Raw genomic sequence first — 11,801 nt, 5'->3', positions numbered from 1 at the left:
GGTCGTGCGGCCGGGTCGGCGTGGCCCGGTGCCGCACTCGTGTCGGTGCGGAGGAAACGGGGTCAGATGGGGCAGCGGATGGTGCGGGAGGCCGGGGCGCTGTTGGCGCAGGCGCATAGCGTCGTGGTTCTCACCGGTGCGGGCGTCTCCGCGGAGAGCGGTGTGCCGACCTTCCGTGACGCCCTCACCGGCCTGTGGCGGAGCTTCGACGCGCAGCGGCTCGCCACGCCGGAAGCCTTCCGCGACGATCCCGCACTGGTCTGGGGCTGGTACGAGTGGCGACGCGCCACCGTGCGGCAGGCCCGCCCGAACGCGGGCCACCTGGCCGTGGCCGCGATCGAGGCCCGCGTCCCCAGCGGAGTGGTCGTCACGCAGAACGTCGACGATCTGCACGAGCGCGCCGGCTCGGTCGCACCGATCCACCTGCACGGCAGTCTGTTCGCGCCGCGCTGCTCGGCGTGTGCGCATCCGGCGCCGGTGCCGGACGAGGTGGCGGAGGAATCGGGTGACGGCCGGCGGGTGGTTCCGCCCCGATGCGCGCGCTGCGCGGGCCTCGTCCGACCCGGGGTGGTGTGGTTCGGTGAGGCGTTGCCGGCCATGGCCCTGGAGGCCGCCGTGGAGGCGGCGTCCACCTGCGACCTGCTGGTGACGGTGGGCACCTCCGGCCTGGTGTATCCCGCCGCCGAGATCCCCCAGGTGGCGGCCCGCTCCGGTGCCACGGTGATGCAGGTCAACCCAGAGCAGACGCCCCTGGACGCCGTCGCCGACGTGAACCTGCGCGGTCCGGCCGCTCAGGTGCTTCCGGCCCTCGTGCAGGCCGCCTGGGGTGGTGTCGACCAGGTGTGACGGTGGGGTGTGGCGGCCGGCGCGTCGGGGTGACCGCCGTACGTCGTGACCGCTGTGCCATCGTGGTCCTTCCATCCGGACGCGCCGGAGATCGGCGCCCCGGCGGGTGCCACGCCACCGCGTCGGCCGGGCCGTCGACGGGGAAGGGGAGCGCGGCGATGGGGGAGCAACGGTCCGGGCCGCTCAGCGGCGTCCTCGTCGCGGACTTCTCGCGGATTCTCGCCGGGCCGTATGCGACCATGCTCCTCGCCGACCTCGGCGCCGAGGTGATCAAGGTGGAAGGGCCCGGTGGTGACGACACCCGGACCTGGATGCCGCCCGTACGGGAGGGGACCTCCACCTACTATCTCGGCGTCAATCGCAACAAGCGGTCCATCGCCCTCGACCTCGCCGAGCCCGGCGACCTGGACGTCGCCCAGCGACTCGTCCGCCGCGCCGACGTCATGATCCAGAACTTCCGGCCCGGCGGCCTGCGGCGCTTCGGCCTCGACTACGACAGCGTCGCCGCCGTCAACGAGCGGATCGTCTACGCCTCGATCAGCGGCTTCGGCGCCGGGGCCGGCGCCAACCTGCCCGGCTACGACCTCGTGGTCCAGGCCGCGTCCGGCCTGATGAGCCTCACCGGCGAGCCGGACGGCCCGCCCTACAAGGCCGGGGTCGCCGTGTTCGACGTGATCGCGGGCCTACACGCGGCCGTCGGCATCCTCGCCGCCCTGAGTCACCGGGAACGCTGCGGCACCGGCCAGCACGTCGAGGTGGACCTGCTCTCCTCCGCGCTGTCCGGCCTGGTCAACCAGACCAGTGGCCACGTCGCCGGCGGCGCGATGCCGTTCCGGATGGGCAACGGGCACCCGAGCCTGTTCCCGTACGAACCGTTTCCCACCGCCGACGGCGACCTCGTCGTCATCGCCGGCAACGACGGCCAGTTCCGCAAGCTGTGCCAGGTGCTCGGCCTGCCCGAACTGCCCGACGACCCCCGGTTCGGGCGCAACCAGGACCGCACGGTCAACCGGGAGGCCCTGCGGCCGATCCTGGTCGCGCGACTGGTCCGGCGGACCCGCGACGAGTGGTTCCGGGACCTGCGCGCGGCGGGCGTGCCGTGCGCCCCGATCAACACCGTCGCCGGGGGTGTCGACCTGGCCCGGGACCTCGGGCTGGAACCCGTGGTCGTCGCCGGTGGTGTGCCCGGCATCCGTAACCCGATCGGTTTCACCGCCACCCCGCCGCGCTACGACCTGCCACCACCCGGGCTCGACGAACACGGCGACGAGATCCGGAAGTGGCTGGCCGACTGACACCCGCCACGCCATCGTGCGCGTCGAAGTGACGCCCCCGGACACCCCTGTGGTGCCGGCCGACGAGGTCGGGCGCCCGCGGCGGCAACACCGGAACGAGCGCCGGCCGCCGCCGACGAGCACTGTCAGGCGGGAGCGACCGGGAGCCGAGGACCGGCGGGTGGCGCGGTGGCAGCCAGGCTGAGCAGGGTGTGTCCGGTGGCGTCGTCGACCACGGCGACCCGTACGGCGTCGGGTTGCCGGTCGGCCAGTGGCACGGCGAACACCGCGGTCATCGGGCGACCCTGGTAGCGCGCGGCGTGCCCGACGAAGCGCCAGTCGCCGTCGTCCCAGTGTTCGCGTACGTCGGAGCGGAGCAGCGGTGCCACCCGCCGGTATGCGTCGCTGAGTTGCAGTTGCTGCACGGTGGCCAGCAACGGCAGGCCGGCGCCGCCGCGCAGCGGATGGGTCAGCCGGGCGCGCAGCCGGCGAAGCGGCAGCAGCCAGAACCGGTCCAGCTCGGGGGAGAGCGCCACCACCGCCGCCAGTTCGACGAGCAGCACCACGCCACCGGTCACCGGTCGGCCGGCGAGCGCGGCCGACCAGCCGTCGGTGGCCGTCCAGGCCAGTGCGCCCGCCACCAGCAGCAGCCCGGCCCGGGCCAGGCTCCGGTCGGTGACCGGGGAGGGGGCGGCGCTCAGGCAGCCGCAGGACGACGTCGGGGCGGCCCGGCGGGAGTACCCGAGGTAGGCCAGAAAACCGGCCGCCAGCACGGTCGCGGCGACCGCCTCCAGGCGCCGGACGGGCGGCAGCAGGAGCAGCGCGCCGAGCGTCAGCTCGACCCCGCCGAGCAGCCGGTACGCGGTCAGCGCCCGACGCTGACCGAGCAGCGGGGCGAGCGCCGACCGTCCGGCCGTCGCGGCGGCGTGCCGGCTGACGAGCTTCACCCGGGCGGACCAGATCAGCACCGCACCGACGACCAGCGGTTGCAGTGCCGCGAGCATGTCGACCATGGCATCTCCATCGGATGGTCCGGCGGAGGTCCCGGCGGTCGCGACCCGCGCACCACCGGGCCTCCGGGGCTATGCGGCGGCGTAGACGGTGGCGATGTCGATCTCGTTGGTGTCCGGATGCCAGGCGCCGAGCACCTGCACATGCCGGCCGACCCGCAGCAGTGACAGGTCGCTGACGGCCGGGGTGCCGTTGTAGACGGCGGCGGAGCGGTCCGGCACGACGTGTGCGACGATCCGGTGGCCCTTGTGGTCGAGGTGCAGCAGGTTGCGGCCGACCGCGGCGATGTGCGCGTGCAGGTTGACGATGTTGACCCAGACGGAGTCCGCGGCGAGAGTGCCGTCGGGCAGCCGTACGCCGCGGGCGTAGAGCCCGTCGCCGACGGCCACCCGGTCGAAGGTCGTCGGGTGCAGCTTCCAGATGCTCGTGCCGTCGGTGATCCGGATCGAGTGCAGCACGGTGTCCGAGCCGGTGACCAGCAGCATGCTGCCGGAGATCTTGCTGATCCGGCCCTCGGCGAAGTTCGGGTCGGGCGCGCCGGGTTCGACGGTGGCGGCCTCGGCGGCGAAGGCCGCCTCGGGGGCGAGCGAGCCGAGACCGGTGGCGCCGACCACGCCGCCGAGCGCGGCGGTGGCGAGCAGCCGGCGCCGGTCCAGGGTCTGGTGCATGGCGGTCCTCCCGTTCAGACGGAGTTGACGGAGCAGGGCCGCAGCCCGGTGGTGAGGCTGGCGATCGCGCTGTACGCGGCGGGCGTCAGGTCGATGATCCGGTTGCTGCCGCAGGCCGAGCCGCAGCAGGTGCGCTCGCCGCAGAACAGGTCGGTCTGCGGGCCGCAGTCGGCGATGACGGTGCCGACCCGGGCACCGTTGCAGAGGTTGGTGGTGTAGTGCCGGAAGCCGCAGCCGCGGCGGCTCATCCCGGTGATCCCGCACGCGTGCGGCCGGGTGATGGCCAGGCAGGCGTCGGAGGTGTTCGGCCAGGCGTGCTGGTAGTTGCCGGACGAGCCGGTGCCGCAGGCGCCTCCGCCAGCGGTGCCGCACGGACCCCACGCGCTGCCGCAGCAGAACCAGGAAACCTCGCCTGTCAGTGCTGCCATGGGTGCCTCCCTCCAGGTTCATTGATCGAAGCTAATCAATTCCTATGGAGGTGATTGTTGTGGCGTAAACAATTGAAGTCAATGGATGGATCGAAGGATTTCTGCACGCGCTCGCGAGCTGGGCCGGCGGCAGGTGTGCCGATGCCACCAGCGGGTACGCCGTGCCGGGTCCGACCGGGGGAGGCGTGCATGGCCAGCGAGGCGCCGGACTACTTTCAGCCCGAGGGCGGGATCGTGCTCACGCACCTGTTGATCGTGCGGGACGTCGACCACTCCCGGGAGTTCTACCGGACCGTCCTGGGCGCGACGGTGGTGCGGGACCGCCGGCCGGCGATCCTGCGGTTCCACAACAGCTACATCGTGATCAACGACGAGGGTGGCCCGACCGACGACAAGCCGACCGTACGGGCGCAGGCGCCGCCGGACCCGGACACTCTCAGCGGGGCGATGAACATCCGCGTCACCGACGTCCACGAGGTCTACGAACGGTGGCGGTCACGGGGCGCCCGCTTCCTGACCGAGCCGAAGGACCACGGCGCCGAGATCCGCTGCTACCTGCGGGATCCGGACGGCTACCTGATCGAACTCGGTCAGGCCACCGGCATCCTCACCGAGATGGGTCGCCCTTCCTGACGGTCGCCACGGCCCTTGCCGGAGGCCGGCGACCGGCAACCGGACGTGCCGACCGGCGACCGGCAACCGGACGTGCCGACCGGCGACCGGCAACCGGACGTGCCGACCGCGCGGTCTTCCTCCGTGGGGAGGGGCGGGACCGCGCGGTCGGGGCCTGTGGTGCCTGGTGCGTCAGCGGCCCTGGAGGGCCCGGACGTTGTCGCCGAAGGTCCAGCCCCTCGACCCGTCCCAGTTCAGCGACCAGGTCATCAGCCCCTTCAGGCCGCCCTGGTAGGTGTTCCACGCCTGGGCCACCGTCGCCGGGGCCATGTGGCCGCCGCCGGCACCGGGCTGCGCCGGCAGCCCGGGAACCTGCTTGTCGTACGGGACCCGGATGGTGGTGCCCTGGATGACCAGCCCGGCGTTGAGGCAGTCGGTCTGGGCGGTGAAGCCCTGCACGGTTCCGGCCGGGTAGGAGTCGCCCGAGCAGCCGTACATGCTGCCGTTGTAGTACTGCATGTTGAGCCACCAGAGCCGGCCGTTGTCGGCGTACCGCTTGATGATCGGCAGGTACGCGCCCCAGATGGACCCGTAGGTGACGCTGCCGCCGGTGACGTACGCGGTCTCCGGCGCCATGGTGAGGCCGAAGCCCGGCGGCATCTGCGCGAGCACCCCGTCGATGATGCGGATCAGGTTCGCCTGCGACGCGGAGAGCTGGGAGATGTTTCCGCTGCCGGTGAGCCCGGTCTCGATGTCGATGTCGATGCCGTCGAAGTTGTACCGCTTGAGGATCGGCACGACGGTCGCGACGAACCGGTCGGCCACCACGGCCGAGCTGAGGTCGATACCGGCGGTCGCGCCACCGATCGACATCAGGATGGTCAGGCCGGCTGCCTTGGCGCGGCACATTTCGGCGGGGGTGGGCACCTTGACGGTGACGTCCATGCCGTCCTCCCAGAGCACGGTGCCGTCGGCGCGGATCACCGGGAACGCCGCGTTGATCACGTTGTAACCGTGCGCGGTGATCCGGGCGTCGGTGATCGGGATCCAGCCCAGCGGCGGGTGGACGCCGTTCGCCGCGCCGTCCCAGTTCTCCCAGTAGCCCTGGAGGACCTTGCCGGCCGGCTTCGGCCTGCCGGCGCAGGTGTCCGGGCCGGGCGGCGTGGGCGTTGCCGTCGGCGTCACGGTCGGCGTCGGTGTCGGTGTCGGGGTGGGGGTGGGGGAGGGCCCCGAAGTGCCGGTGGGGGTCGGTGACGGCGTGCCACCGCCGTCACAGGCCCCGAGGTCGGTCCAGAGGGCGGGTGCCGCCGCGGGGTTCCAACCGGCGCCCGGTGGGGGCGTGTGCGTCACCCGTGCCTGGTAGGAGCGCCCGGCGTAGCTGACCCGGCTGCCGGCGGGGTAGCTGGCGCCTTCGGCCCAGGCCGGGGCGGTGCAGGCCGCGAGGGCGACCTGCGGGGCGCCGGTCCTCGTGGCGGCCAGGCCGTCCACGGTGGGCACGGCCGCCAGGGCGGTCGTCAGCGCCACCCCGGCCAGCAGAGCGGGCATCGTACGTCGAAGTCGCATGGCATTCCTCCTCGTCGATGGCGGGAGGTTATCAGTTAACTTTGTTAAGCGTAAGCGGCGGGACTCCTCCTGTGGCGGTCGGAAATGTGGTAAAAGTTATCGCCAACATCGACGATCGTCGTGGAACTAACCTCCGAAACGGGCTACCCTCCGGTGAACCACCTGTCGTCCATCGTGGAGGAGATCGAGCATGCGCAAGCTGATGTCGGCGGTCGGAGCCGGAGCGATGCTGACCGTGGGGCTGCTCGTCGGCGCCAGCCCGGCGCAGGCGGCGAGCTGCACCCTCGTGCAGTCCGAGATCTACAACGGGGCCAACATCATCGCCTGGTCGCAGGGCCTGCAGGGCTGCTCCGGCGACGTCTACTGGGAGATCCAGTCGGGCGACGGTGGCAGCTGGCAGGTCGCGCAGAGCGGCACCACGCACTACGACAACGCGGTCCAGAGCTACTACGGCGACATCGAGCTGCCGTGCTACCTGCGGGTCTACGCGCAGTTCGGCACCCAGGAGAAGCTGACCCAGCCCGCGCGCAACAACAACTGCGCCGGCTGACGGCCGAGCCGGACGGGGCAGGGTGCGCGCCCCGTCCGGCTACCGGACGGTCACCGGCAGGGTGCTCCCCGTCGGGGGTGAGCCCCAGTTGGCGTACGCCGACGGGGGAGGTCTTGTCGGGCGCGCCTTGTCGGCGGTCAACTGCGTTGTCGGGTCGGTGGCCTGCGGCGTTTGGCGCGGTGGGCGGTGTGGTGTCGGGGGCAGCGCCGCGTGGTGTCGGGGCGCCCTGCGTGGGCGGGGGTACCGACACGACGCACCCGTTGCCCCCGTGGTGCCCCGGTGATCAGGACGCTATGGACGTTACCTGGCCGTTTTAGCGTCCATGGCGTCCTGATCACCGCTGGGTGGCCTCGGTGTCGTGGAGTTGTTCGCGCACCAGCCCGTTCCATGATCGGTTGACGCTGGCCCGGGCGGGACGCGGCCTGGAGCCCGGCGGAACGTCAACCGATCTTCTGTGCCCATTGAGGTGCCGTGGCTCAGCGCCCCGCTGGGGCGCCATTGGCGCGGAGGCGGGCCAGTCGGCGACGCCCACCACCACCTGACCCACCGCGTCCCAAGCCAGATACGCGATGCTCATCGCGACGTACCCCACCGGCCAGGTCGGGCTGAACACCGACGGGCATCCCGGGTTCCGGCCACCAGCCGTTCCCGCGCGGCAGGCCCGGCCAGCCGGTCGGCGTGTGATGGCTACCCGGTGGGATACCGCGTGACGTAGACGGGCGCGCCGACCCGGGTCGTGTCGGCCGCCTCGCCCACGCCGTTGACCACGTGGTCGATCGTGCCCGCGCTCAGGTTCACCGTCATGATGTGGCGCAGCCGGACGCCCGGGGTGACGGGGACCTCGAAGCCGTTCTCGGTGCGGATCGACGGGTTGTTCTGGTTGAACACGTACACCCCGCCGCCGTGCAGGGTGTGGTGCCGCACCCGGGTGCCGACCTTGTAACCGGCCCAGCCCCGCACGTCGCCGTTCATCCAGTCGGCCTGCGTCGGCGGGTCGTACGGCAACTCGTTCTGGTAGAGGATCGTCGTGCCGTGCTCGCCGTTCCAGACCGTGTTGTACCGCTGGAAGTGCTCGACGAAGAGGCCGGTGGCGGTCACGTGGTCGCCATTGATGACGGCGCCGTAGCGGCCGGTGTTGGTCCGCCAGCGGTCGGTGTCGCCGTTGACCCCCTCGGTGAAGCCCTCGACGCCGTGGTCCCCACGCCACACCCACGTGTGGTCGATGAGAACGTGGTCGGCGTTGACCTCCAACGCGGTGTCCGTCCTGCCGATGTGCGGCCCGCCGACGCGGAAGTACACGTCGGACAGCGTGATCGGATTGCGCGGGTTGCTGGTGTTGCGGCCGTGCTCGCGCCCCACCCGAAGCAGCACCGGCGACTCGGTCGGGCCGGCGTCGACGGTGACCCCGGCCACGATCACGCCCGGCACGCCGGCGACGTCCAGTGGAACGGCGCCGTTCACGGCGGTCAGCGTGGCGTGGCCGATGCCGAGGACCACGGTGTCGGGCCGTTTGATTTCGATGCTGCGGCCGACGTCGTACACGCCGGGGGTGAGCAGCAGGTGCTTGCCGCGAGCGAGTTGGCGGTTGATGACGTGCACCGGATCGGACGGTTTGGCGACGAAGAAGTCCCGGATTCCGATGGTCCGGCCCGGCGTCATGCCCGCACCCCAGGAGATGCCCCGGGTGTCGCGGCGGGCAGCGGGCACCCGGACCTGGTAGCTGCCCCGGTCGTCGAGGAACAGGTAGGGCTTCTCCCTGCTCAGGGGCGTGGTGTCCAGCGTGGTGTACGGCGGGTCGGGGAAGTCCGCGTCGTCGGGGGCGCCCACGGTGCCCGCGAAGACCTGGTTCCACACGGCGTTGGACCAGCTCGCGACCTCGCTGTTGCGGGTCAGCCACTGCTGCTGGGAGCCGTTGGTGGTGGCGGGCAGCCGGGAGTCGGCGATGAAGCCGCCGCTGGCGAACTGCGGGCCGGCGGTGCAGTAGTCCATCAGCGACAACCCGCCGCCGCTGATGTCGAGGCGGCGCATCGACACCGCCTGGGACACCGCCCAGAAGTTCGCCGAGGACCGGCAGCCGTCCTGGCCGGCGGCGTTGACGGACAGCGACAGGTTGGACAGGGTGCGCCAGAAGTTGACCAGGGCGATGCAGTTGCCCGTCCCGCCGCCCTCGAGGCAGCGGTTGTAGGTCTCGATCTTGCCGTTGACGGCGACGTCGGTGGGGGAGGCGCCCAGGCCGGAGACCTCGGTGTAGTAGCCGACCTTCACCTGTAGCGGCTGTGTGGCCGTACCGTAGCTGCCGGGCTTGAAGAGGTACGCGTGCCGCGCGGTGCCCATCTCGGCGTCGACCTGCCGGGCGTGCGCCGCGTCGAGGGTGGCCTGGATCTCGGCGACGGGCGTGCGGGGGTCGAAGATCGTCACGTTGGGCCCGAAGTCCGGGGCGCCGTGCCGGACCGGACCGGCGGTGGCGGCGGTGCCGGTCGTACTGGCGACCGCCGTCAGTACCAGGCCGAGCGCGAGCGCCCGGCGAAGCCGCCGTCGCCTGTCGGGGGACTGCATTCTCATCGTTCGTCCTCTCCGCCGGCCGGGACAGGTGCCGGGCACGGCGACGCGGTGGGGGCAGGTGCTCCGGCGCGGGCGCGGGTGGGTACGCCGAAGCCGGCTCGCGGTCGTCGTCGACCTGCCTCGTGGGGTGGTGGCGGGGGACAACGCACGGGTGAGAGCGCTCTCTCGCCGCCGTGGCTGGTGTCACGCCGGGAAGGAAGGGTTGGCATGTTTCTACCCTGTGGACCCGCTCGGCGCCACCGCCACGCCGCCGGGATCAGGACAGGTTCTCGTACACCCAATGTGACCTTGGGGCTGATCAGGCGGCCGTCGGTCAACAAGGTGGCGGCGGATGACTGGCGAGCGGAGCGGCGGCGAGACCGTCGGTGTCCTGGACCTTGCCCTGTCCGGCTCAGCGAACTGAACTCCGAAACTTCCGGGGACAATGTCGGGTGGCGAACCAACGTCCGGGCTGGGTGTATCGATGCTGGACGGAGAGGCGCGGAGTCCGCCTGCCGGAAGAATCCGATAATTGGGCGTTGAGCTTCCGGGCTTGTTCCGATACGGTCCGATGGAAGGGCTTCGATCAATTCACGGTGTCGAGGATGCTGACGGCGGTGTGGTCTCCGGGCGACCACGCCACGGGCCGCGCGCCGTGGCGGGCGGTTGCCGGAGCGACCTTCCTCATCCATCCTGTCCATCGAAAGGCTCTGTCATGGACAACATGCTCGCCCGCGCCAGCGGGCGCCCGGTGGCCCGCAGCCGGCGCGTCGCGCTGGCGTCAGTCGTGGTCGGTCTCTCCGTCGCCGCCGCGACGCTCGCGGTGGCGTCCGGCGCCAACGCCGGAACGACCCTCGGGGCGTCCGCCGCCGAGAAGGGGCGCTACTTCGGCGCCGCGGTGGCCGCCAACAAGCTCTCCGACACCACGTACGTCGGGATCCTCAACCGGGAGTTCACCTCGGTCACCCCGGAGAACGAGATGAAGTGGGACGCGACCGAGCCGTCCCAGGGCCAGTTCACCTTCGCCAACGCCGACCGGATCGTCAACCACGCCCGTGCCAACGGGATGCAGGTGCGCGGCCACGCCCTGGCCTGGCACTCCCAGCAGCCGGGGTGGGCGCAGAACCTCACCGGCAGCGCGCTGCGTCAGGCGATGCTCAATCACGCCACCCAGGTGGCGACCTACTACCGGGGCAAGATCCATTCCTGGGACGTGGTGAACGAGGCGTTCGCCGACGGCGGCAGCGGGGCCCGCCGCGACTCGAACCTGCAACGCACCGGCGACGACTGGATCGAGGTGGCGTTCCGCGCCGCGCGCGCCGCCGACCCGGCCGCGAAGCTCTGCTACAACGACTACAACACCGACGGGCAGAACGCCAAGAGCAACGCGGTGTACGCCATGGTGCAGGACTTCAAGGCCCGGGGCGTGCCGATCGACTGCGTCGGCTTCCAGTCGCACTTCAACAGCGCCTCACCGGTGCCCGGTGACTACCAGGCCAACCTGCAACGCTTCGCCAACCTCGGCGTGGACGTGCAGATCACCGAGCTGGACATCGAGGGCTCGGGCCAGACGCAGGCCGACAACTACGGCCGGGTGGTGCGCGCCTGCCTCGCGGTGTCCCGCTGCACGGGGATCACCGTGTGGGGCATCCGGGACACCGACTCCTGGCGGGCCAGCGGCACCCCGTTGCTCTTCGACGGCAGCGGCAACAAGAAGCCGGCGTACACCGCCACCCTCGACGCACTCAACGGCGGCACCACCCCGCCGCCCACCACCCCGCCCCCGACGACCCCGCCGCCCACCACCCCGCCGCCCACCGGCGGATGCGCCGCGACGGTGTCGCTGAACTCGTGGAACGGTGGCTTCGTCGCGACGGTACGCGTCACCGCCGGATCCGCGGCGATCAACGGCTGGGCCGTCGCCCTCACCCTGCCGGGCGGCGCGACGGTCACCAACACGTGGAACGCGCGCGGTAGCGGCACCAGCGGCGCCGTCACGTTCCGCAACGTCGACTACAACGGCCGGCTCTCCGCCGGGACCGCCACCGAGTTCGGCTTCCAGGGCACCGGAACCGGGCCGACCGGCACGCCCACCTGCACCGCGAGCTGACCCGCCCACGGCCCGGCGCGGGAGAACCCCGCGCCGGGGTCGAGGGCTACCGGATGGGTGGTGTCCAGGCCGTGTTCTGCCTGGGCGAGGAGCAGTAGCGAGTCGATCAGCCGTTCGGTGCGTTGGTTGGTGGTCAGCAGTTCTGCCGTACCTCGATGAGGTGGTCCGGTAGCCGGTCGTTCAGCCCGACCAGCCGTT

General features: G+C 71.7%; 10 protein-coding genes. 5 read left to right on the top strand and 5 right to left on the bottom strand.

The features are described 5' to 3' along the window. Window positions 1-66: 66 nt before the first annotated feature. The gene (locus GA0070608_RS26325) at window positions 67-846 is read left to right on the top strand and encodes an SIR2 family NAD-dependent protein deacylase (RefSeq protein ID WP_091631136.1); all 780 of its coding nucleotides are present in this window, start codon (window positions 67-69) and stop codon (window positions 844-846) included. Window positions 847-1,004: 158 nt separating this feature from the next. Next, window positions 1,005-2,141, top strand: a complete 1,137-nt coding sequence (locus GA0070608_RS26320; protein WP_091631135.1) for a CaiB/BaiF CoA transferase family protein — start codon at window positions 1,005-1,007, stop codon at window positions 2,139-2,141. Window positions 2,142-2,266: 125 nt separating this feature from the next. Here the strand turns inward: GA0070608_RS26320 and GA0070608_RS26315 are convergent, their stop codons facing one another. The 3 genes from GA0070608_RS26315 to GA0070608_RS26305 form a co-directional block, all read right to left on the bottom strand. Then, complete coding sequence (locus tag GA0070608_RS26315) at window positions 2,267-3,133, bottom strand: MauE/DoxX family redox-associated membrane protein (protein ID WP_176733845.1); 867 nt, start codon at window positions 3,131-3,133, stop codon at window positions 2,267-2,269. A gap of 69 nt (window positions 3,134-3,202) precedes the next feature. Beyond that, window positions 3,203-3,799, bottom strand: coding sequence for a cell wall protein (locus tag GA0070608_RS26310; RefSeq protein ID WP_091631134.1), 597 nt, complete (start codon window positions 3,797-3,799; stop codon window positions 3,203-3,205). Between the two features lie 14 nt (window positions 3,800-3,813). Continuing rightward, on the bottom strand, window positions 3,814-4,227 hold the full coding sequence (locus GA0070608_RS26305; RefSeq protein WP_091631133.1) for an RlpA-like double-psi beta-barrel domain-containing protein: 414 nt from the start codon (window positions 4,225-4,227) through the stop codon (window positions 3,814-3,816). Between the two features lie 189 nt (window positions 4,228-4,416). Here GA0070608_RS26305 and GA0070608_RS26300 point away from each other — a divergent pair, with 189 nt between their 5' ends. Then, the gene (locus GA0070608_RS26300; RefSeq protein ID WP_091631132.1) at window positions 4,417-4,860 is read left to right on the top strand and encodes a VOC family protein; all 444 of its coding nucleotides are present in this window, start codon (window positions 4,417-4,419) and stop codon (window positions 4,858-4,860) included. Between the two features lie 171 nt (window positions 4,861-5,031). On the opposite strand, the gene GA0070608_RS26295 is transcribed toward GA0070608_RS26300, so the two are convergent. Next, entirely contained in the window at window positions 5,032-6,402 is a 1,371-nt protein-coding gene (locus GA0070608_RS26295) for a glycosyl hydrolase family 18 protein (RefSeq protein WP_091631131.1), read from the bottom strand. A 190-nt stretch (window positions 6,403-6,592) separates the two neighbouring features. Between GA0070608_RS26295 and GA0070608_RS26290 the strand changes: the two genes are divergently transcribed. Next, window positions 6,593-6,952, top strand: coding sequence for a hypothetical protein (locus tag GA0070608_RS26290; protein WP_091631130.1), 360 nt, complete (start codon window positions 6,593-6,595; stop codon window positions 6,950-6,952). 687 nt (window positions 6,953-7,639) lie between these two features. On the opposite strand, the gene GA0070608_RS26285 is transcribed toward GA0070608_RS26290, so the two are convergent. After that, window positions 7,640-9,508: an adenylyl cyclase gene (locus tag GA0070608_RS26285; RefSeq protein WP_091631129.1), complete on the bottom strand. Its 1,869-nt coding sequence runs from the start codon at window positions 9,506-9,508 to the stop codon at window positions 7,640-7,642. A gap of 700 nt (window positions 9,509-10,208) precedes the next feature. Between GA0070608_RS26285 and GA0070608_RS26280 the strand changes: the two genes are divergently transcribed. Then, complete coding sequence (locus GA0070608_RS26280; RefSeq protein WP_091631128.1) at window positions 10,209-11,603, top strand: glycoside hydrolase family 10 protein; 1,395 nt, start codon at window positions 10,209-10,211, stop codon at window positions 11,601-11,603. The last annotated feature ends 198 nt before the right edge of the window (window positions 11,604-11,801 follow it).

This window comes from Micromonospora peucetia (genome assembly GCF_900091625.1).
GTDB lineage: Bacteria > Actinomycetota > Actinomycetes > Mycobacteriales > Micromonosporaceae > Micromonospora > Micromonospora peucetia.
Note: the sequence above shows the minus strand (reverse complement) of the source record. Positions and strands in the feature narration are given on the sequence as shown.

Coding starts and splice junctions, on each gene's coding strand:
- GA0070608_RS26325 (WP_091631136.1), top strand. CDS start 67: ATGGGGCAGCGGATGGTGCGGGAGGCCGGGGCGCTGTTGGCGCAGGCG.
- GA0070608_RS26320 (WP_091631135.1), top strand. CDS start 1,005: ATGGGGGAGCAACGGTCCGGGCCGCTCAGCGGCGTCCTCGTCGCGGAC.
- GA0070608_RS26315 (WP_176733845.1), bottom strand. CDS start 3,133: ATGGTCGACATGCTCGCGGCACTGCAACCGCTGGTCGTCGGTGCGGTG.
- GA0070608_RS26310 (WP_091631134.1), bottom strand. CDS start 3,799: ATGCACCAGACCCTGGACCGGCGCCGGCTGCTCGCCACCGCCGCGCTC.
- GA0070608_RS26305 (WP_091631133.1), bottom strand. CDS start 4,227: ATGGCAGCACTGACAGGCGAGGTTTCCTGGTTCTGCTGCGGCAGCGCG.
- GA0070608_RS26300 (WP_091631132.1), top strand. CDS start 4,417: ATGGCCAGCGAGGCGCCGGACTACTTTCAGCCCGAGGGCGGGATCGTG.
- GA0070608_RS26295 (WP_091631131.1), bottom strand. CDS start 6,402: ATGCGACTTCGACGTACGATGCCCGCTCTGCTGGCCGGGGTGGCGCTG.
- GA0070608_RS26290 (WP_091631130.1), top strand. CDS start 6,593: ATGCGCAAGCTGATGTCGGCGGTCGGAGCCGGAGCGATGCTGACCGTG.
- GA0070608_RS26285 (WP_091631129.1), bottom strand. CDS start 9,508: ATGCAGTCCCCCGACAGGCGACGGCGGCTTCGCCGGGCGCTCGCGCTC.
- GA0070608_RS26280 (WP_091631128.1), top strand. CDS start 10,209: ATGGACAACATGCTCGCCCGCGCCAGCGGGCGCCCGGTGGCCCGCAGC.